Source organism: Paraburkholderia sabiae, assembly GCF_030412785.1.
In the GTDB taxonomy this organism is placed as follows: Bacteria; Pseudomonadota; Gammaproteobacteria; order Burkholderiales; family Burkholderiaceae; genus Paraburkholderia; species Paraburkholderia sabiae.
The window spans coordinates 152762-172665 of the sequence record NZ_CP125298.1 but is presented as its reverse complement, the minus strand read 5'-3'; the positions used below and the strand labels follow the sequence as shown (position 1 = coordinate 172665).

At 57.2% G+C, this 19904-nt stretch carries 18 protein-coding genes and 1 pseudogene; 9 read left to right on the top strand and 10 right to left on the bottom strand.

Translation table 11 applies throughout. The features are described 5' to 3' along the window. Positions 1-37: 37 nt before the first annotated feature. Both QEN71_RS43400 and QEN71_RS43395 read right to left on the bottom strand, forming a co-directional pair. Positions 38-634 carry a hypothetical protein gene (locus tag QEN71_RS43400; protein ID WP_201659234.1) on the bottom strand — a complete coding sequence of 199 codons (597 nt, stop codon included), beginning with the start codon at positions 632-634 and terminating at the stop codon, positions 38-40. Between the two features lie 133 nt (positions 635-767). Continuing rightward, positions 768-1172 carry a hypothetical protein gene (locus QEN71_RS43395; RefSeq protein WP_201659236.1) on the bottom strand — a complete coding sequence of 135 codons (405 nt, stop codon included), beginning with the start codon at positions 1170-1172 and terminating at the stop codon, positions 768-770. 142 nt (positions 1173-1314) lie between these two features. Between QEN71_RS43395 and parS the strand changes: the two genes are divergently transcribed. The 4 genes from parS to QEN71_RS43375 all read left to right on the top strand — a co-directional run bounded on the left by parS (position 1315) and on the right by QEN71_RS43375 (position 4558). Then, positions 1315-1836 carry a type II RES/Xre toxin-antitoxin system antitoxin gene (gene parS / locus QEN71_RS43390; protein WP_201659395.1) on the top strand — a complete coding sequence of 174 codons (522 nt, stop codon included), beginning with the start codon at positions 1315-1317 and terminating at the stop codon, positions 1834-1836. After that, positions 1833-2333: an RES family NAD+ phosphorylase gene (locus tag QEN71_RS43385; protein WP_201659238.1), complete on the top strand. Its 501-nt coding sequence runs from the start codon at positions 1833-1835 to the stop codon at positions 2331-2333. The genes parS and QEN71_RS43385 overlap by 4 nt, the downstream gene beginning before the upstream one ends. Positions 2334-3438: 1105 nt before the next feature. Next, positions 3439-3975, top strand: a complete 537-nt coding sequence (locus QEN71_RS43380) for a hypothetical protein (protein WP_201659241.1) — start codon at positions 3439-3441, stop codon at positions 3973-3975. Positions 3976-4279: 304 nt separating this feature from the next. After that, the gene (locus tag QEN71_RS43375; protein ID WP_201659244.1) at positions 4280-4558 is read left to right on the top strand and encodes an HU family DNA-binding protein; all 279 of its coding nucleotides are present in this window, start codon (positions 4280-4282) and stop codon (positions 4556-4558) included. Between the two features lie 172 nt (positions 4559-4730). Here QEN71_RS43375 and QEN71_RS43370 read toward each other — a convergent pair. The 3 genes and pseudogenes from QEN71_RS43370 to QEN71_RS43360 all read right to left on the bottom strand — a co-directional run. Then, positions 4731-5309, bottom strand: a pseudogene (locus QEN71_RS43370) (helix-turn-helix domain-containing protein); the annotation flags it as partial. A gap of 371 nt (positions 5310-5680) precedes the next feature. Beyond that, positions 5681-6232: a hypothetical protein gene (locus tag QEN71_RS43365; RefSeq protein ID WP_201659247.1), complete on the bottom strand. Its 552-nt coding sequence runs from the start codon at positions 6230-6232 to the stop codon at positions 5681-5683. A gap of 201 nt (positions 6233-6433) precedes the next feature. Further along, positions 6434-7891 (bottom strand): UvrD-helicase domain-containing protein, encoded by a 1458-nt coding sequence (locus QEN71_RS43360; protein ID WP_201659250.1) that lies wholly within the window; start codon positions 7889-7891, stop codon positions 6434-6436. A 217-nt stretch (positions 7892-8108) separates the two neighbouring features. On the opposite strand from QEN71_RS43360, the gene QEN71_RS43355 reads away from it, so the two are divergent. From QEN71_RS43355 to QEN71_RS43345, 3 genes are all read left to right on the top strand, one after another. Further along, entirely contained in the window at positions 8109-9554 is a 1446-nt protein-coding gene (locus QEN71_RS43355; protein WP_201659253.1) for a DUF746 domain-containing protein, read from the top strand. A 63-nt stretch (positions 9555-9617) separates the two neighbouring features. Beyond that, positions 9618-10088, top strand: a complete 471-nt coding sequence (locus tag QEN71_RS43350; RefSeq protein ID WP_201659255.1) for a hypothetical protein — start codon at positions 9618-9620, stop codon at positions 10086-10088. A gap of 622 nt (positions 10089-10710) precedes the next feature. Then, a complete protein-coding gene (locus QEN71_RS43345; protein ID WP_201659258.1) occupies positions 10711-11688 on the top strand; it encodes a hypothetical protein in 978 nt (325 codons plus the stop codon). A 69-nt stretch (positions 11689-11757) separates the two neighbouring features. Here QEN71_RS43345 and QEN71_RS43340 read toward each other — a convergent pair whose 3' ends face one another. The 4 genes from QEN71_RS43340 to QEN71_RS43325 all read right to left on the bottom strand — a co-directional run bounded on the left by QEN71_RS43340 (position 11758) and on the right by QEN71_RS43325 (position 14492). Then, on the bottom strand, positions 11758-12396 hold the full coding sequence (locus tag QEN71_RS43340) for a hypothetical protein (RefSeq protein ID WP_201659261.1): 639 nt from the start codon (positions 12394-12396) through the stop codon (positions 11758-11760). Between the two features lie 337 nt (positions 12397-12733). After that, positions 12734-12955, bottom strand: a complete 222-nt coding sequence (locus tag QEN71_RS43335) for a hypothetical protein (protein ID WP_201659264.1) — start codon at positions 12953-12955, stop codon at positions 12734-12736. A 139-nt stretch (positions 12956-13094) separates the two neighbouring features. Further along, on the bottom strand, positions 13095-13676 hold the full coding sequence (locus tag QEN71_RS43330; protein ID WP_233472096.1) for a hypothetical protein: 582 nt from the start codon (positions 13674-13676) through the stop codon (positions 13095-13097). Positions 13677-14090: 414 nt separating this feature from the next. Then, positions 14091-14492, bottom strand: a complete 402-nt coding sequence (locus tag QEN71_RS43325) for a hypothetical protein (protein ID WP_233472097.1) — start codon at positions 14490-14492, stop codon at positions 14091-14093. A 435-nt stretch (positions 14493-14927) separates the two neighbouring features. On the opposite strand from QEN71_RS43325, the gene QEN71_RS43320 reads away from it, so the two are divergent. Then, entirely contained in the window at positions 14928-16511 is a 1584-nt protein-coding gene (locus QEN71_RS43320) for an ATP-dependent nuclease (RefSeq protein WP_233472098.1), read from the top strand. Positions 16512-16801: 290 nt separating this feature from the next. Further along, positions 16802-17197 carry a helix-turn-helix domain-containing protein gene (locus QEN71_RS43315; RefSeq protein ID WP_201659267.1) on the top strand — a complete coding sequence of 132 codons (396 nt, stop codon included), beginning with the start codon at positions 16802-16804 and terminating at the stop codon, positions 17195-17197. Between the two features lie 854 nt (positions 17198-18051). Here QEN71_RS43315 and QEN71_RS43310 read toward each other — a convergent pair. Next, entirely contained in the window at positions 18052-19872 is a 1821-nt protein-coding gene (locus tag QEN71_RS43310; RefSeq protein ID WP_201659270.1) for an NACHT domain-containing protein, read from the bottom strand. Between the last annotated feature and the right edge of the window lie 32 nt (positions 19873-19904).

Genomic DNA, 19904 nt, shown 5'->3' with positions numbered 1-19904 from the left:
GGCGCTAGCGCCTGAGGGGCAATACTGAAGCTCTCTTTTATGGAGTTCCCCACGCTGGCTTCACCGCCCAGCCATCACTGGTAAGTTCAAGGAAATTTTCAGCGTTGTACGTACCATCGTTCGTGGAAAGCACTTCAACATGCGTTTTCCGAAGAGTCGCTTCATCATCCCAATGCGGCCGCTCAACTAACTTCGCAATGTACTTGATTTGAACGGTTGTACCGACTGAGGCATTGTCCGGGACCGATGAAGACCACGTGATCGATTGAATTTGTGTTTTCCCGCCACACATCCGGTTATTCGGCCTAGATGCCTTTTTCCCCTCGTCCGTTGCTGAATAATGGAACCCGGGAATCGCGCGACCGTTTTGATTGACGCTCGTTGGCTCCTTTGAAAGCAAGCCAACCTTCACCAGCGCATCCGCCTGTCCCTCCTGATAGCCAACAGAGCCGCTGTAGTGCGGGAGATCAAAAGGAAGTGGCCCGCTGTCCACGCAAACGGCATCAATGGTATCCAAATGCTTTTGCACGGCCTTCACAAAGTTTTCCGGCGAAGGATCCGACTTGCCGTGACAGCCAGCAAGGGCGACGCCGACTATGAGAACTGCGCCTGTTCGATTGAAATTCGAAAGCATTGATTCTATTCCAGCGAAAAGTATTAGAAGTGGTTGACGCTCGGGGCGCGATCCCCAACGGAGTCATTCACTCAACGTTGCGGCGGCTAGGGGAGCACTCCCATCGCCGCGAAGCATGGTTGGGGCAACAGGTTCAGGCGTCGCAAGCGAGCGATGGATCGGCCAGCACCCGGCCGACACGGGCGCCCACATCCCGAGCAAACGATGTATCAGGTGTGCCGATGCGCACCGCGGTCGACGTGCCATCGGGCGCCATGCGCAGCCGGCCGAAGCCCACCGCGCCACCGCCTGGCATGTGAATGGTCAGATCGAGCGCCTGATCGGCCGTATCGGGAAAATACGAGCCGTCCATCGTGACGGAACCGACGAGAAAGCCGCAGCGCCGGGTGCGTTCCTGCGCCGAGCGTATCAGCGCGGCCGGCGAACTGGCGATCGTGACCGTCGCCCACGTAAGGCTGCTTTCCTTGCGTACGGCATCGACCGGCGCACAGGCAGCAAGCAGGGCAGGCACGAGGGTGAGCAGCGCAATCCGTTTCATCAATGGGTCTCGTCTGAAGAATGACGGGCAATATAGCGCAACTCCGGGCACTGGAAGAGTCCGGCGCCCTCCGCGGACGTGTTGGACGTTTTCCGCCACTTGGCGTAAAATATCACGACACGTGGCGGAAAGGAGTTTGGAGATGGAACCGATAACGCGACAGTTCGGGAACGGCACGCCGTTTCGCAGCCTTCTGCAAGCGTTGCAGACGCGAATCACGTCGTACGGGACGTACATCGGCAGCAGTGAAAGGACCCTAGCCGTGGGGATCACGAAGGTCACCGACATGACGCCGTTGCAGGCACATGACATCGTGACGCACGGCTTGCCGGTTGTCCTTGCGCGGGAAATGATGGACGCGTACGAAGTCATCGCGCGTGAAGCGCTGCTTCAGGCGATCGGTGTGAGTGAACGCACTCTGCAGCGCGGCAGGGATGAAGACCGCCTGCTTGATAGCAACGCGACCGATCGCCTTATCCGGCTCGCGTCAATCACGGAACAGGCAATCGACGTTCTGGGATCGAAGGAAGCTGCGGAGCACTGGCTTTCCACGCCCGCCATTGGACTGGACCAGCGCCGACCAATCGATCTGCTGCAAAGCTCGGAAGGTGCGGAACTCGTAAAGACGCTGCTCATCCGGATGGATTATGGGGTGTACTCTTGACGCCCTTGCCGACAAACCTCGGCACGAGCACGTTGAGCGTATGGAGACTTGAACGGGAGAAGCACTTTCTGACATGGTTTACGGCCGAGGGCGCGTTCTTGGCGGGTGGCCGATGGTCTTCACCCGGGCAGCGGGTAATCTATGCCTCGTTAGATCCGTCGACCACCATTCTTGAAGTGGCCGTGCATAAGGGCTTTAACGTGCTGGATAGCGTTCCACATAGGCTGCTGGAAATCAGCATCGCCGCCGTGTCCATCGAAGTCGTGCGGCCATCAGATGTGCCTAATCCGCACTGGTTGAATCCAGGCGCTGTCAGTCCGAACCAACAAAAATTTGGAGATGCGCTGCTTGCCTCGCATCCCGTTGTGATTCTGCCGAGCACAGTCAGCAAGCATTCGTGGAATCTGCTGATCAACACATCGACGGCGACTAAATATTTTGATCTCAAGAACGATGAACGATTCGCGCTCGATCCTCGTCTGACATCCATCAGATAAACCTTCAGTTTCTCAGTGGTAGCGCCCTTCACACCAAAGACGAAACTTTGGAACGCTATATGGCACAAAGCGGGAAAACGGGCGCGACAACGAGCCAATCGCGCATGTAGTGCGCCATAGCTATGCGCCAGTAGGGTGACGACGGCGTGCGCGAGTTTTCAGCGCGCTAACGCGCCAGCCGGACGAGAAGACCACCGACTGGGCTCGCCGTCTGTCCCATCGTGACGCGGACCTCGATTCCTTACTGTCTCTGGTTTCCGCGACTGCGGCCATAAATACACGGGAGAACTCCTCCCAAAGCATGGTCAGCAGATCGCCGCAAAGCGACCGCGTGCTTTCGCCACGCGACGGGGTTTCTTGATTGTTCGAGGAAATCGGTTGCGGTCAAGATCGTTCTCGTGGTGGTTGGCTGCTAAAGCTCCGCGCGATTCTGCCGAGAGTTAATCGTCGTCAAGGACTGTGGTGGCAACGCGAGCATGCAGCGATCGACGCTCACTTGGCTGCTGAAACTTCGAAAGCTTTGCTGACGCTAAAGTCTTGGAGAACCGATGCCGTATACACGTCGATGTGCCTGACTCATGCACGATGGCGATCTGAGAGGAATCCGATGGCGCCTAGGCAAGCACATCCGGCACATCATATAAGGATGAACGCTCAAATGAGAAGAAAAGTATCAAAGTATCTGACGCTCTTCGTCACGATCCTGATCGGAGTACACGGTATAAGCGGCCTCGCAGACGTTGTAAATGGACAGGTCGTCTCAGGGTTGGTGACGCTTTTGGTGACCGCAGTTCTCATCTTGCTCCTCGTTCGTCGATATCGAACCATTCGACGGTACGAGAATGAAACATATGAGTGGTACGTCGGGCGACATCCAATGCTAAGCGGAAGAAAACCATCGTGTGTGAGCTGCGGTGCGACTTTCTTGCAGACGCGTCGCTTGATGCGATACACATACACTCGTGAGCATTTTTGCGGCACCTGTGGGACTGGCCTCTACTATTCGGACGAGCGTTAAAGACGATCTGCCAGTACCTACACAACTACAACCAAAACTATGAGAATCCAAGGTCTATTCGGTCGTACATTCTTAGCGGCGGCACTAATGATCAGCGGTATCGCGGTTGCCGGCGAGCCCGTCGACGCTTCGGCATTTGATATATCCGGGGTCCGGCTGGGTATGTCACCAGAGCAAGTAGCCGACGCTCTGATCACACGTTTCCATGTCAAGCGGACAAGTCTCACAATTACAAAGCAGGTCCCCTTAGCGTTGCACAAAGAAGCCGTGACTGACATTGCGTTCGAGAAAAATCCGGGAGAACGAGTATCAGTGCATTTTGAAACGAAGAATCCGATCGATGTCAAGAGTCCGATGGCAGCGGACATGATCAGCTACAACGTCCCGCTGACCTCCGAGAACCGTACTGGGATGCACGACGGGGCGATTAAGAAGTATGGACCACCGGCCGTACACTCGGCTGCGGGTGATGGATGGTGCCTGGACTCAACCATCATGGCGTGCAAGACCAATCAAGCGCGCCTTACACTGGAAGGCACCGCACTTCGACTGTTCGATGATCGATATCTTGACCGGCGCAATCAGCTCTTGAAACAACAGGCAAACCGTACGCCCAGCCTATGATGACAGTTCGCATTTGCCGCGAAAGCTGAAGCGCAGCTCGATGAAAAACGCGAGTCGCCGCTGCCGGGTTCGCGGAGTGCTCGACTGAGAGCACCCGCCCACATGGCGGGCAGTGCGGCTTTCACGGTGACGTAGGTCGTGTGCCAGCGAGCATCGATCGACGGCAGGCGAGGGTGCCACAATGGCAGTGCGAACCCTCCTCTGATGGACTCGCAAAGTCGTGTAGGTTGCATTGCTCGCCGCGTATGCGTTAGGGTGTGCGTCTGACCCGCATGGGCGGACATCAGACAGAGGGAGAATCTATATGAACAAACAGGAACTCATCGACGCAGTCGCAGCTGGCACCGGCGAAAGCAAGTCGAGCACGGGCGAGGCACTCGATGCGATCATCGCGGCCATCACGGCCGAAGTGACCAAGGGCGGCACCGTCCAACTGATCGGATTCGGCTCGTTTTCGACAGGCAGCCGCGCCGCGCGCGTGGGCCGCAACCCGGCCACCGGTGATGAAATCCAAATCGCTGCGGCGAAAACGGTGAAATTTACTGCCGGCAAGGCGTTCAAGGATGCCGTCAACGGTCAGTAACCGGCAGGGCCTCGCGCTGTTGAGTGCGTCCCATTGTTCCAGCCAGTCTCCCGCGGTTGAGATCGCCGGATCTCTGTCGCATTGAAACCATTGGAAATTGGGATCCTGAGGTCGCGGGCCTGTGATGTCCGCGACCGCCAGTACGGGGCGGGGGCGTCGTGAAAACCTGCGCGTCCAGATACTTCGCCAGCGCCTCAAAGTAGCGCCCGGTCGCGTCGTCGATGAACACCAGCAGCGTGCACGCGGGCGCCCGGTCCTCGAACCAGCGGTGATCACTGCCGTCGATCTGCACCAGTTCGCCCAGGCATGCCCGACGGTTTCTCGGCTGGTAGACCTTCGGCGGGCGCTCCCTGCGCGGAATCCACAGCCCGGCCGCCCGCATCAGCGTACGCACCGTCTCGACGGCCAGCTCAATGCCATGACATTCGCGCAGCTTCTCGCACGCCAGCGTCGGGCCAAAATCCGGGTAGCGCTCGCGGATCAGCGCCAGCGCCCGCTGCGCCTTGCCGGGCGGCAGCTGGTGGTTGCCGGGCGGCAGCTGGTGGTTGCCGGGACGGCCACGCTTGCCCGATACCAGTCCCGCCACGCCAGCGGCCTGATAGCGCAGCACCAGCCGTTCGACCTGTCGCACGCCCAGTCCCAGCCGCGCAGCCGCCTGGCCAGGCTTGAGCCGCGCCTCCGTTACCGCCTGGATGACCTTGAACCTGTCCACCTCGCGCATCGTCATCGTGATCGTCCCAGTCGCGTTCATCGCCGGCTCCCAGAGCGGATGTCCGGCGCTCAAACTACCTAAAACACGACATTTCTATTTAGCGGAAACCCGACATTTCTATTTGGGACCTACATGCGACCGTTCGATAAATTATATTATGTAAAATGTCGGAGACGTAAAAAAGGCGCTCATGCGCCTTTTTGGTTTTAGCGGGGTCGTCGCTGCCGGATCGTTCCCTGAAACTCAGGTGTATCCGCTCCCTGGAATGCGCTGTAGATGTCGCGAGCGCGGCGATCTTCGCGCGTCACACGCGGTACAGGCGTAGACCGGCCCGAACCGCCCGCCGCACGGGCCGTTCGCTCCTGAATATCATTGGCTTTCTGAAAACCCATGTTCATCGTACGCACGGTTTACTCCTCACGCCGGGCTACGGTCGAGCGCTTGGCGTTGTCATAGGTATAAGTGTACCCCAAGACCGCATACCTGGCTTCGAGCGCCGGGTGTGGCTGCAAGATCCGCACTTCCGCGGCGCCAAGCCTCCGGGCGTATCGCTCCGTCGCGTCGATCACCATCGGAAGTACAAATTGCGCTTCTGGATGGTTGCCGGGAATGCGTTCGACGCCCGCGAGATAGAGAATCTTCTTCCCGGGCCGCGATGCATAACCCAGCGCCAGACAAATAAGTTCGTCACCCAGCCAGATCGCAAGATCCCACCGGGTAGGTCGTTTCTTTCTCCAGTAAACGAACTGAGCGGCCCAGTCCCAGGCGACCCTGCGTCGACGCGGCTCCCACTGCGATGCAACAGCCTTGAACGCAAAGACGTCAAACGCTTTGAACTTGAAGTCACGCCGCGTCCGTTGTCGCGCGTACCGCTGCGCGCTCAGTCGAGCGCGGCGTCTGATTAACTCGTAGCGGCGCTCGGCTGATTCTCGCGTGTGTAATAGCCCGGTTCCCGTAAGCATCTATTCTCTTGACTGGTTCTGTATGTACGCTTCGGAGATAGCCCTGCCCTCCAATTGCGTCTTCGACCGCTCACCTGTGTGGCGAAGCTAATTCCATTTTATCGTGTGCACGAGCGTGTCAAGCGGTTACGGGACCACTGCAAGGCTTGCCACTGAGCACCGAGAATTATCGCCCTCAGGATCGCGACCTAGTGATTCGTCTCACGCAAACAATTTCAAGAGCGGTTCACGTAGGTCTGACACGTCCAGAACGTGCTGCGCTCTCGTCAAGGCGACGTAGAGCAGGCGCAGCTCATCGTCGTCCAGGGCCAGGCGACCATCGACGTATTTGAACAGGAAATCGTTAACGACCTTGACCCGCTTCCACTCGAGGCCTTTCGCCCGGTGCACCGTCGAGATAATGTAATCAGCGCTCGCCTCGGGTGTGATCCTCAGTGCGAGCGAGCGCAGATAATCCGTCCCTAGCTCGTCGACGATTCGCACGATGGGAAGCAGATCGACGCCGGCCGCGCTGCGAGCGAAAGACTGAACGTCCTTCCATGTCTCGAACAGCGACAATGCAGCTGGTCGGAAAGCACGACGTCCCGCCAGCAACATATCGGCACCATCGGCATAAGCGACAATCTCGGCTGGGCTCATGCGGATTGCTGGCTTTTGGCCCGCCTCCACGCCGGCGGCAAGATGCCATATGGCGGAGACATTTTTTCGGCAAAGAATCGCGTCAACAGGTGGCGCGACCGACGGGTCTTCGACCATGAGGGAGCCGATTGTGCCTTGCCCGCGAACCGGCGTCTGCTCGCCAAGCAACGCAAGTAGTCGGCTCGCTAGCAGGGCGAACGTGTGACCGAAACGGAACGACTCGGTCAGCGAATATTCGGCTGCCTCGATCTTCGCCATTGCGTTGACGGCGCCGCGCCATTCGTAGATCTGTTGATAGGGATCGCCTACGTACACGATCTGTGCGTGTGTCTGCTCGTCGAGAAGCCGCAAGATCGCACCATCACTGTCCTGAGCTTCATCGAGCAAAATGAAGTCCGATTCAATGCGCGGACCGGACTGAGCCCAGACCTTGAGGTAGACGTCGGGAAGAATGGCTCCGCGGCCGCTAGGTTCCTTGCTTTCGCTCCACAGTCGTTCGACGTAGGGAACGAGTCTGCTTTGCAGCCATTCGGCCGCCCTCACGTCGATCTTCTCGTCGACAGGGATGTGAAGCTGGAGCGGCACGTCGTCCGCAGATCGGCAAAACCTGCCGAGCCCATCAACAATCATCCGGCCCAACTCAAAAGGCGTGACTTCAACGACCTTTCCGGTGACAAGGGGAACTTCGACGGGCCCAAGTCCGTAGCGGGCCGCAAGCTCGTGGGGCTGCTCCGCAGGTTGATTCACGCGCGCGGTGAGGGAAGTCGAAACCGATCGGTACGCCATTGAGTGAATCGTGCCCGCAAGAACGTTCCCTGGGAATCGACGCTTGGCGTGCTCCGCGATCTCGCGGTTGAAAGCGAGGTATATGCCGCGTTGATGTGAAAGACGGTCCGCGACGAGCCTCAGGGTCGACGTCTTCCCCGCTCCGGCGTATGCCTTGATTTTCATGCTCTCGCGGCCGACGACGGCATCAAGGATCGCCAGCTGCTCATCGGTCGGTATCATCAGGCGGGGCATTGGCGAAATCTAGAAGAGCGTTCGTGTGGGAATCGAAGAGAATACAACCGCTCACCAGTTCGGTGATGGCCATCGGTACGATCTTTTATGCCGAGGGCGTGACGCTGGGCGTGTCAAGGCCGCAGGATTAAACTTCGGGCCTGCGCCGACCGTTAACGGTGCACTTCCCTGATCTACCAGACCGGGCGCCGCCGCGCGCCTTACACTTGGCGAAGTGATGCGACAAGCTTTGAAAACTACCGGTAGCGCCCGCAAAGACAAACGCGTCGCCGCCGTTGCGGTATTCGACGCCCGGACGCCTATCACGCGGACGAGCGACCGTGGCTACGGCGACGAAGAGAACACTGCGCTCACGGCGTTCTTGGCCAGCCTTTGGGCGGAGCTGCACTCTTCCGATATCAAACCCACGCCGCTGTGTCCGCATTGCGGAGCCGCGACCGCGCGCCTGCACCAGAGGCCCACGCGATATCACTCGGTCCCCTACTTCCGCTGTGGCGGGTGCAGGAAGCTGTTCACGAGGCTGACGGGAAGTCCGCTCGCGCGCCTTCGATTTGTGGGCAAGATGCCTGCGTTTTTTTCCCTGTTGTCGCAACCGATTCCGGTCGAGGAGGCCTCGCGTCGCCTGCAGATTGACTATGCTGCGGTATCGAACTGGCTAATGCGTTTTCGCCAGCTGATCGCAGCGCATGATCCGGACGGCCACTGGACGTCGCTGGTGAAACTCGGCATCAAGTACCGGCCAGCCGGCGAGTGTCCGAGATGCGGCCGCGGCGGTGTGAAACTCAACGGCGGGTATAGCGTCGATCAGCGGCGACTCGCGAAGTGCCCCGCCTGTCTTTTCTCCTGGCCGCTTCAGTCAGATTCATCGGCCGACTGCGTGCCGGTCATCGTGGTGGACGACCTCGCACGAAACGCGGCGGCCCGCCGTCGGCGATCTGGCCTCGATGCGCCTGATCTCCCGCCCATCGACACTGCGTCCATGAAGCTGCAGCCTCACCCCCCGCCAGATCAGTTACCGAAGCCCGCTCTTTCCCCGGTGGCGCCAGAGCGCTTCGACTTCAGCAGGCCGCTGCGCAGCAACAGCCCGATCGCGCGGCGCTTCACCGAGGACAAGGCGCTCACGCGGTTTCTGAAAAAGCACATCGACGTCGCCCTGTCGCCCAGTGTTGCGCCACCGGCCTGTCCGCACTGCGGCAGCGCCGACTCGCGGCTCACCGGGAAGATGCGAGCCGCACCCACGTTACCCCAGTTCCAGTGCAGAGCGTGCGCCCGGTTGTTCATGCGGACCACGAAAACGCCGATGGCGAACATGCTGCGCAAGGACATGCTCTACGCAATCCTCCCGCTCCTTTCGCAACACAGAACCCTGCGCGACGCTGCAGAGTCGCTGGGCACAAAGCCGGAGGTCATCAAGTCGTGGGTTCAGCGCTTCCGCGAGTGGTTGCTGGCTCTCGACCCGTCAGGCGATTTCGAGCGCCGGCTGCGGCTTGGTCTGAAAGCACCTGCGCCGCAGATCTGGTGCCCGCATTGCCGCAAGATGGTCGCGGCACGCCCGCATGGGTTCAAGCGCACGCGCACGAAAACTGCCGCTCAGATCAGGCGCCGGTTGTTCCGCTGCACTGTTTGTCATGGGTTCTTCGACGTCGCTGTCGACTCCCTCTGAGCCGCGCCGTGAGAAGATTGTGAACTGGAAAGGTCAAACCGTTATAGTGCTTCCCAACCTATCATGGCTGATTCCAAAACTCCCCTTGAGCACTTCTTAAGCTGGTTTGCCACCGTCCCGCCAGATCATCAACTGGATATCGCGACTGTTGCCTCGTTCCTTCCGGGTTTCGAGTCCGTGCAGCGTGTCGACGACCACAGTCAGATTCCCAATCGATTCGTTGACGTCGTGCGTTCATACATGGCAACTGAATCCAAGTTGAGCGAAAAGGCGATGTCAATCACCCTGCATTACTATGTCGGCCCCGAAATCGTGGAAAAGCGAGCGGCATCTGACTGGCGCGCCGGACAGGCTGGCCTCGGTGAGGTCATGGACACCCTCGGATACCAAGAAGACGATCCTCAGCTTCAGTCCGGCGTCAACGCTGCTGAGTTTCGTCATCGCCAATGGATTGCGACGCGCGATAAGTGGCGGCGCCTAGTCGCCGGGCCTTTTTCCATCGAGGCCATTCGGCGTTTCGCCGAGCGGCAATGACCGGAAAGAGATTTCAAGCGATCTCGGAGACCAGAAAAATAATGACTGAAACAATCACGGTCGCGATCGTCGCGGCTCTCGTAGGGCGTCATGGTTATCGCGACGGCGTATAGTGCGTAATCAAAGGCTTACGACGCGTAGCCGCGCCACATTGCGGGGTGGTGCGACAAAGTTGGTGCTACTGCCCTACGTTCGCGCCAAAATTGTCGCATCTCGCGGACTCGAATGGCCGACATCGACCCTTTGAGTCACTCAGTCAGCATCGACGTCGGCCCGCTGTCTTGCCGATATGAGACATTGTCGCCCGCGATTTAGCTTACTTCCCAGGCACAAACTTTTTCTTTGAATCTGGGCGCTATGTGGGCGCTGGCCGCGAGGCCAAGCGCAGCGCCGAGCCCTAGCGGGCTTCTTGCGTTTCCAGGCCTTTGATAGCCCCGCGCTTCCAGACGCCGTTTCTATCTTTCGGCCAGCCGCAGGCCAGCCAGCGCTCGTTCTCCGGCCCCGCCGCGCCTGCATAGCATGACACCATCAACGCCATGCGCCGAATTGCGCGCCAAGCATGGGCTCCCAGACACCACGGACCATCCGATATCATGGCGTACTCGTCGTGCGCCGCAGCCAAATGAACTATTCGAACGCAACCCGGAATCAGCACTTTGTTCCGCAGGTCGAGCAACGACTCAACGCGGCGAACCCTTTCGCACCGCCGCGAGATCAACGGATCTTTTCGTTCAAGGTCCAAGAGCGGGAGTCTTTTACCATTCGACTTGAGAACCAGAGGGGAAGACTGATATCTAGCAATCTTTCGCTCGATGACCTCTTCACGTTTGATGTCGCTTCGGACTGCGCTTCGCGATTCAACTTCGAGGCGAGCTTTCAGCGCTTCGAACAGGAGGTCGCCGTCACAACCGGGAGCCTGCTTCGGAAGCTCGCATCGGGCGACAACAATGTCGGCGGCGAGATCGCCAGTATCTTCACGGCCAAACTACTGAACTTCGCGCGCAACCCCTTTTCGGTGGCCAAAATCCTAAACACATTCGGCGTGCTCGCGAACTACGAGCCGACCGCATCGGACGCAAGACGGATGTTCGAACGTGTACTCAATGGTCGCAAGCCTCATCAGGCATGGCTTTGTTCACAACTTGGCATATCCGACACCGACTATGGCCGATGGCTACGGATGCTGTTCATGCTCTTTGTGGAATCGGGGGAGGGAAATCTCTCTATGCTCGAGAGTATGGTCAAAGCAGTGTTTGAGCGAAAAAGCCATGCTGCGGCAGTCATGGTCTGTACGTATAGCGAATCACGTTGCCTACTGTCTGATCGTGGTTTCAGCCAATTTACGGACCGGCACGACCAGATTGGCTTGGAGTTTAATCTTCGCCACGACGCCTTTATTCGTTACTTGTTTGCCGATCACGCGGGGTTAGTCCCCCGTGCGCCGCGCGAACTAATTGAGCACCATCAGAAACAGAACCATCCGCTCCAGCTTTACTATTTTGCGGACAATCTCGAATGTCTACGAGCATTCAATCGAAACGCGATTTACTTTTGCCAGAGTCGCGTATTCTGCTCGTCCCGCGAAGAAATTCTTCTTTAGGAGCGCGATGGATCGTTTCATTTCGCTGGATACGGAATATCCGGCGCCTGCGCGATCAGGTCGAAGCCCTTATTTCCTTTCCGGTCGCACCAGCCGATATTGGTCGTCGCTTTTGGTGTCGGACTGCGCAGCGGGTTTGAACCAATCCATAAACTGCTGACCTGCCTTCGTCCCGCCCATAAACACGCCGAACGAGAACACGACGCCGATGAAGACGATCGCGCCGATGATGACCGTCCACAAAAATGTGGCAGATGCGTTCCTCCAGATCCACGGCATAGTGATACGTTCAGGCACCTCGAGCTTAACGACTTCCTGCTGCTCCGGTTCGACCGGAGCAGCGATCGGACCTGCTACGCTTCGTCTCTTGTTCGGCCCCGGGTCACCGTACTTGTTGTAGGCCTCGAGCAGGTGCTCCAATTCACCGATCGTGGCACTTAAGTCCTTCTCAGATGCCTCTGACTGGTCGCAGCCGGAAACCGATCCATAGGATCGAACGAAGTACACTCGCATGACATCATCGCAGTTGATGCGATACCCTTCGCGCTCGATCCGCTGGATGTAGTCGTGGAGCTGATGGCGCCACTGCTTCAACGCGGGGCTGTCGTATCTCTTGTCCTGCGGCGCGAACGCCTTCGCACGACCGATTAGCCCCCTCACCTCTTCAATAAATGCCGCGTAGTCGAACGCAGCGTTTCCGTCATCCATTTCCCCGTCTCCTTTATCCCTTTGCGGAATCATACCGAAACGGCGAGCGCCCACTGGCGCGTGAAGGAAGAGGGAAATGCTGAATCTGTGCGACAGGCCGAGCTTGGTGAGTTTCGGCAGCAAAATGGCTATCTCGCGTCGAGCGAAAGAACAGTTGAGGCGAACAAATTCGAAGGCACATTCTCGGATCGCGGACCTCAATTTCGATCGAATGACCGAGTCGCGTCGAATTCCAGCCATAAGTCATGAGCGAGCGTCGCTTCCACTCCGTAGCCATCGTTTCGCCACGACGCCCGGCGCGGCCGCAATCGCGCGTACGTTTATCCGCGCTTCGACGTTATGCAGTGAGACGTAGCTTGTCCCGCATGCGCTTCTTGTCGATTGCGGCCGCGTCGCCCGCAGCGATAGCCATCCAACCCATCAAGACACCGGCTGCATAGCACTGTTTGCGCCTCCTGTCTTCGCTTTTAGCCGTCGCGCGCGCTTCTTCCATTAGCCCGTCAATCTCTTTCTCGACGATCTGTGTCAATTCACCGTATGTCCACGTATTTTTTCTCATGAGTATTTTCTTTTCTGCTCTCCGCGCGCTCAGTGCGCGTTCGACAATGTCATCAGAGCGGCTCGAAACGCGCATCGAGTCAGGGCCGCCCGGGCTGTTCTAGTTCCCGTCGATGCGGCGGCCCTTCAAACTGGTCGTATCAAAGACGTGGCTTCGCGCTGTTTAGTTCGTCCCTTAACCGCATGGATCGCTGAACATACCTGTCGTCCTTCAGGATCAGGTCGGTGTTTCCGACGGTAAGTTCGGCCTGACCAGAATCACAGAGCGCAGGATTGGAAGCTTTCGCGCACCAATGAAGCGGAAATGAGTCCACGTTCGGTGCGCCGTACTTCGCGACAGCGGCGGATTTCAGCCTATCAGCGTTCTCACGAGAGAACGGCAACTTGTAACCAATGCGGTCGGCGGCCGTCGGGTCACCCGGTTTCGCACTGACCACTTCGAAGTTGACTTCCAAGCGCTCGCCGTTGGCTTCGTAATTCACTGCGATGATCGCGGGCTTGCCGCCGAGAATGGATTGCGGCATCGAAAGCGTATAGACCTTTGCCTTGCTTACGCCAAAATGCTCGGCGATTTTGGACTGCACCTCTGCAGGCGACATGCCAAGCCTGATACCAGCGACATCGAAGGTGGAAGCGTCTGTGCCCGCCCTCGCTGAGGTTGCGCACGCAACGCAGAGAGATGTGACGATAGCCGCCTGTAACAGACGCCTATGGAAGTTCATGAATTGTTCCCTTAGTTGATCACTTTTGCGTCTTAACCGCGTCGTGAAAATTTAAAATTCGTCTTTCGAACCCCGTTGCTCGGTGACCTCTCTTCGAGAAACTGCAGGAGAATTCTGGAAGCTGCTTGGCATTGCGCCCGATGCGCTCTGGCGAAAGGACGGCAATGAGCCCCCTCCACGCCCAAGGCGTCGGAGCGTTGAAAAGGACCGGCGGGCCTAAAGAGCGCTCCGCGCGACAGCGGCTGCAACACTTCTGCGTATCCTGCTGATCGAGGAACGGCGCGCGTCAACCCGGGTGAGGTGTCTGCAGTTTGCGATAGGTTTGCCCAGAACAGCGCCAGATGATCGACCCGTTTTCCTTCGTCTACGCCCTCCGGTGCGGGATTGCGGTACGACCTGGTGTAAACGGCTCGTTTACATGATGGTCGCGTCACAAGCCGAAAAATCAAAAGGGCTGCCCGCCGTATCGTCGCAGCTAGCCCCGACTAGCGCCTTCAGTTGTTCCGCAAGGACAAGCGAGGTCCCGATAAGCACGACTGTCATGCCCTCCTCAAGCGCCGCGTTCACTTGGTGAAACCCTTCGATCCAGTGCAGTCCGTCAGCCCTCGGAGCAACAAGGGGAACTTCGAACATGCCCTTCTTGAACAGGCCCCTGTGCATCTCGACCTTCGCTGCGTTGTAGTAATAGACGTCGTTTGATTCCATCACGGCTTTCAGCTTTTTGGCATCAGAAAGGACTATTGCCTGAGCGTCGCCAACGCGAAATTCACGCGCGACATGCCCAATATTTTTCGTAAACAACGTGCACTTGATCATGTTCTGACGAGAGTTATTTAAGGTATCGGAAAAGCAAAACCACCGGCGAGGGCCCTCCTGGCGCCGAGCTTCCTCGGTACTGCGACCAGAATGTCTTATCGGCACCCCTCGACTAACACTTTAGTTATCGCGTGCGCTAGCGGCTGTGACTGGCGTTTTCGGGCCTCGCTGTACTTTGCTCGTCCGACAAGGCTGATGCGGCCGGTACTAGATGCAGCGCGCGAAGATGCCGGACCCGCGGCTCACCCGAAAGCCAATCCAATCCTCTGACTCTCCACCGCAACGCAAGGTCATTTTATGCCTTTTGAATAACATGCCGCACCTCCCCGGAGTCTCAGCGCTCGGTCGCCGGGCGCCTGTCGGCCCAGAGGCTCGTTCGACGCTGCACCGTCGATACGCCGTTTCCGGCGGTTGAGCGCTAAGGCGTTTGTCAATGTGTCGATCCCGCGTCTGGGCGATGTCCGGCATAATCGGACTCTACAATACAATGTACGCAGAAAAGACCATCCGCTGCCGCTAGGAAGCGCAAAAACAGACAACGGGGAAAGCATGCCGCCAAGTGAAATACGAGACTCGATTAAAGCTCAACTCCTTGAGAAAGTCAGAAAGCACGACTTCGGTCGGTATCTGTTTAAGGCAAGCATCGGACGCATTCGTGGCTTTTCGGGTGAGGACATCACGTTCGACTTCCCGGTAACCGCGCTTATCGGTCCAAATGGGAGCGGAAAATCCGCAGTGCTTGGCGCGGCCGGATGCGCATACAAGCCAATCAAGCCAGGGACCTTTTTCCCCAAGAGCACTGTCGGCGATGAATCAATGTCAGGCTGGAGTGTCGAGTACGAGCTTGTTGACAAGCAGATAAATCCACGTCAACTCGTAAAGAGAAATTCCAGCTTCCGCCAAGCAAAGTGGGTGCGCCGAGACGTCGCCGACAGAGAGGTACTATTTTTTGGTATTGAGCGGACCGTCCCAGCAGGTGAGAAGACGCGCTATAAGGCGTTGATGCGCTCGACATACATCCATCGCCCACCTCTTGAGCCTCTTAATGCAGACGTTGCGACACAAGTTGAACACATCCTTGGAAAATCGGTACAGGACTATCGCATAACGAAGTACGGACTCGACGATACTTTCTTGGTCGGCCGATTCGGCGTTAACAACTACTCCGAATTTCACTTTGGCGCGGGAGAGTCTTCTGTAATCCGTATGGTGTCACGCATTGAAAGCGCCCCGGAAAACAGTCTGATCTTGATCGAAGAAATCGAGAACGGCCTGCACCCAGTCGCGACTCGTCGAATGGTCGAATATCTGATCGACGTTGCTGAACGGAAGTCGATCCAAACGGTCTTTACTACGCACAGCGACTATGCTCTATCCCCATTACCAAATGAGGCAATCTGGGCAAGCATCGATGGCAAGCTTAGACAAGGCAAACTTTCTGTTGAAGCATTACGAGCGGTCTCCGGCAGGGTCGACAAGAAACTTGCCGTCTTTGTTGAGGATGAATTCGCGAAATGCTGGGTCGATACGATTCTGCGCGAAATGCTAGGCGCGGACTACGATCAAATTGAAGTCCATGCGGTTCATGGGGACGGAAACGCTGTGAAAACGCATCGATCCCACATGCAAAATCCGGCAATCAATTTTAGATCGCTCTGTGTGATTGATGGCGACTCCGCTCAACAAGAGGACCCGGACGCGGGCATAATACGCCTCCCTGGTCGCCAACCCGAATTGGCCGTTTTCGATGCGATTCGCGGTAGCCTGAATGAAAACCTTGCGATTCTTACAGTGTCGTGCCAGAGAGCGCCAGAAGCGCAAGAGTTGGTTCGCCGCTCAATAGACGACGTTTCCCGAACGAATAGAGACCCGCATTTATTATTCAATCAAGTAGGAATCAAGATCGGCTTTGTGCCGGAAGCAACCGTCCGAGGTGCATTTTTGGTTCTTTGGGTTCGCGCGCACCTCGTCTTTTGCAACGAGCTGGCTACAAAAGCGAAGCAACTTATCGCTACGTAGCGCTCGTTCCTCATACCGTACTTCCCGATCAGTAACGACTGTGACCGCATCACTTGTGGTGTCGAAGATCTCGATTGCGAACCTCTCCGAATAGAAGTCGATTAGATATTAGATAGCGCGCTTTCAACGTAACCGGCAAGCTTGTCCAGTTGCCGAAGCACCCGTTATTCGACCTAAGTACGGGCGCTGTCCATCGCGTTGAATATTTTGTTCTTTTACAATGGCGGTATTGGGCGACTCGCGCGCCTTGGTATAGTGCGCCCGTCAGAATCCGCGCATGCGCTAACAGAATGAACGACATCCAATTCATCAGCGTCGACGGCACGCCCAGATTCGCCGTGGTGCCGATCGAACTATGGCATCGGCTATGTGCTATGCCCGAAGCTGCCAATTTAACCCGCACTGTGCCGGACGCCGTGCGCGACGCACTGGCTGCCGGTGTGCATCCGCTCAAGGCGTGGCGGCACACACGAAGATTGACCCATCACGAGCTGTCAGCCGCCTCTGGAGTTAGTCGCTCTTATATCGCCTTGATCGAGACGGGCAAGCGCACGGGAACCATTGAGGTGTTCGAGCAACTTGGACGCGCGCTCGACGTAGCGCCCGATACGCTCTGGCGCAAGGATGGCAACCCTCCCCCTCCGCGCCCGGGGCGTCGGAGTGCAGAAAAAGATCCGCAGGCCTGAGGTTCAAGACCGTCTGTTGACAGACGTCTCTCGCCAGACGGAGAGTATGCCCTCGTCTCCGGCGAAGCGAATGACCGCATCACTCGCGGTGTCGAATATCTCGATTTTCGAACCCCTCCGAATATCCCATCTGATAGCGCTTTCAATGTGACTTCGACGTTGTCGCGTACACACACGCCTTGCACGGATTTCGCTTGCTGGCCATATTCCGACGCGTAACTCCTTTGACCCTTCGGAAAGTGTCATCGTCTTTTACGACGCGGGCGTGCCTTCTACTCCCCGCCTAAGATCGCTTCCCGAGACCCGGTGCGCCTCCTTGCAGCAGCTTCCCGATGCGCTTGGGCGAAGCAATAGTTCCGCCGGGGCTCGTCGAAACAGAGCGCCGCTGGTCTCTCCTCATGCGGTAGACGACGGCTCGTATGGCGGGGTCCCTCGCACATTCCCGGGCTAGGCCTCGTTGATCCCCCTCATGTCGACGGAGAAGCCCTTGGATGGCTGCTCGCAATGGCTCTCGATCAATCCACTGAGCCTTATCCGTGCCAAACTGCGTTCGGCTTTTCATGGCGCGCTCGTGTTTGAGGAACCGGACTAGCAACTCTGGAAGATCCAGAAGCTCAGTGAATACACATTGATGGCAGAATTTGGGTATAGGATTCCATTCCGCCCGGTAGCGGACCCTCCCGTGACAGCCCCTCTTAGAACACTCGCGAGTTAGAAAAGCTGCTGTCATAGTGCCGATAGTCCTTCGTTCGACCGAGTAGAGTTCATAGATGACATTTCGCCGTACGTGAACCGCCTGGAAAGCGAAGTCATTGGTTGCTTTTCTCCTCCTCGACATTAAAGCCCGCGCCTAGTCACTGCAAACTCGGCGCCGAGTTAAGGCTAATCTCGCCGGCCGTCACTCGAATCGTAAGCGCATGGAAGCTGCGACTAAGCGCCACGACCCGCGGCGGCTTGACTACCTCGTAGATGTTAAGCGTCTCGCGAGCACCGCCGTTCCTTCCCTTAAGCTGCGCGACGAGCGAAACGCGATCGTCATTGACTGGCGCCTCGTTGATATTGAAGACGAGCCTTCTCTCCTTATCGAGCACATCACCGAGCCAGTAATACTCGCTCCGATCGAAAATCGGGCCTGACAGACCGGTCTCGGCTTCCCACAGAGCGAGTATTTCTTCGATTGACGGAAGCCGCGTCGATAGAAAGGATTGCTCATGACTGGATTTCAATGCACCCAACTCATGGACATTTTCCCTGAAGACAATGCGGTCGCTAGCCTCAACCGTACTGGTTGCGGGCAGGCTGTAGAACGACCGATACGCGGAATCGTGTACATGAATTTCGGCCCCGTCAACCAAGACGCTGATCAGTGCGGCATGCCAACGCGGCGGCAGTGTGTGGGCCGGTGGACGCCGCGCGTCCCCAACTCTCGAGATCTCGCTTTTCGACAATGTCGTGGGCACTTTCATCGGATGCGCAAAAGGAAGAAGGTTTGTTTTGCGCAGGTCCGAGGCCAACACTTTCGAGATCGCATCCCAGTTATTCGACGCGTGGTCAGATCTTCCCCAGCTGTAGAAAAGTTCAATCATATGATCCGTCCATGCATCGGACGCGCACTGGTCGTTGCCCATCACGAAAGCCAGAACGAACAGGAACTCCATGATCGACCGATGCGCAAACTTGTAGTTGCCCGCGCTGTCCCGGTTCAGCATCGACCGTGAGGTGAGATGCCATTGCTGTAGATCTGTGCCGCATTGACTAGCCAAAGTAGATAGTTCCCTGGCCGTTAGCTTTTCCGTCTTACGAACGGATCGACCGAGATAGATATCGACCGCGATGACCTTCGACACAGCAAGGAGCTTGTCCGGGTTGATCCATCGGCTCTCGCGCTGAAGCCACCGATCAACCATAAAGGCATAAAGGTCAAAGATCTCCGTGTAAGTCTTCTTCTGTTTAACGAGTTCAGGAATTTGCTCAATAAGCATGGGTCTCGCACCCAGATCGCCGATTGCCTTGATCAGTGAGAGTGCCCGTCTTTTTTTTAGAATGAAGAAGAATGGGAAATGCAGTTCGACATATCGGTTGACCTGGGCTACAGAAAATGGCAGCAGATACAGCTTGTAAAACTGATACTCTCCGCGCTCGCCACCCGCTCGTGCGCCGAAATAGGCTATACCGGTTTCCGTTGGAATCGACATTTCATCCGCGAAGAACTGAGATCGGCAAGTAATGACGACTCGTCTGAAGTCGCGCGCTGCGTTCATGATCTCATTCAGCCGATCGTTGAAGGATCCAATGGCCTCGGTGTCTTCATCAAGGGCATCCAACAGCAACACGGTGTCCCGCGGTTCCGAGATTTTGGAGATCAACGAAAGCGCGTCACTACGGCCCAGCGGTACGACCGCCACCTTTCGGTCGTTTGCCTGTTTTGACCTTTGTTTCCTGAGGAAATAGTTAAGGCAAAAAGTCGTTTTGCCCATTCCAGAGTCGGCGAGCACGATCAGATAACGATGACCATCCGCAGCTTCGAAAAAATTATCTACCGCGCTGAGTATCGGCTGGCGTACAGCTGCAACGCGAAGCAGGTCGGATTCATTTGCGGGATCAGTCTGCGCGCAATCCGGTTCGACGTAGAGTCGCTCCGCCTTCCTGATTTCGTCGTCGCCGAACGCCGCCATATTTTCTGACAGTCGAGCACGAGAGTGGAGGG

What these genes read in the sequence shown, in the direction of transcription:
- QEN71_RS43400 (WP_201659234.1), bottom strand. Translation starts at nt 634, where the DNA reads ATGCTTTCGAATTTCAATCGAACAGGCGCAGTTCTCATAGTCGGCGTC.
- QEN71_RS43395 (WP_201659236.1), bottom strand. Translation starts at nt 1,172, where the DNA reads ATGAAACGGATTGCGCTGCTCACCCTCGTGCCTGCCCTGCTTGCTGCC.
- parS (WP_201659395.1), top strand. Translation starts at nt 1,315, where the DNA reads ATGGAACCGATAACGCGACAGTTCGGGAACGGCACGCCGTTTCGCAGC.
- QEN71_RS43380 (WP_201659241.1), top strand. Translation starts at nt 3,439, where the DNA reads ATGATCAGCGGTATCGCGGTTGCCGGCGAGCCCGTCGACGCTTCGGCA.
- QEN71_RS43375 (WP_201659244.1), top strand. Translation starts at nt 4,280, where the DNA reads ATGAACAAACAGGAACTCATCGACGCAGTCGCAGCTGGCACCGGCGAA.
- QEN71_RS43365 (WP_201659247.1), bottom strand. Translation starts at nt 6,232, where the DNA reads ATGCTTACGGGAACCGGGCTATTACACACGCGAGAATCAGCCGAGCGC.
- QEN71_RS43360 (WP_201659250.1), bottom strand. Translation starts at nt 7,891, where the DNA reads ATGCCCCGCCTGATGATACCGACCGATGAGCAGCTGGCGATCCTTGAT.
- QEN71_RS43355 (WP_201659253.1), top strand. Translation starts at nt 8,109, where the DNA reads ATGCGACAAGCTTTGAAAACTACCGGTAGCGCCCGCAAAGACAAACGC.
- QEN71_RS43350 (WP_201659255.1), top strand. Translation starts at nt 9,618, where the DNA reads ATGGCTGATTCCAAAACTCCCCTTGAGCACTTCTTAAGCTGGTTTGCC.
- QEN71_RS43345 (WP_201659258.1), top strand. Translation starts at nt 10,711, where the DNA reads ATGAACTATTCGAACGCAACCCGGAATCAGCACTTTGTTCCGCAGGTC.
- QEN71_RS43340 (WP_201659261.1), bottom strand. Translation starts at nt 12,396, where the DNA reads ATGGATGACGGAAACGCTGCGTTCGACTACGCGGCATTTATTGAAGAG.
- QEN71_RS43335 (WP_201659264.1), bottom strand. Translation starts at nt 12,955, where the DNA reads ATGAGAAAAAATACGTGGACATACGGTGAATTGACACAGATCGTCGAG.
- QEN71_RS43330 (WP_233472096.1), bottom strand. Translation starts at nt 13,676, where the DNA reads ATGAACTTCCATAGGCGTCTGTTACAGGCGGCTATCGTCACATCTCTC.
- QEN71_RS43325 (WP_233472097.1), bottom strand. Translation starts at nt 14,492, where the DNA reads ATGATCAAGTGCACGTTGTTTACGAAAAATATTGGGCATGTCGCGCGT.
- QEN71_RS43315 (WP_201659267.1), top strand. Translation starts at nt 16,802, where the DNA reads ATGAACGACATCCAATTCATCAGCGTCGACGGCACGCCCAGATTCGCC.
- QEN71_RS43310 (WP_201659270.1), bottom strand. Translation starts at nt 19,872, where the DNA reads ATGGCGGCGTTCGGCGACGACGAAATCAGGAAGGCGGAGCGACTCTAC.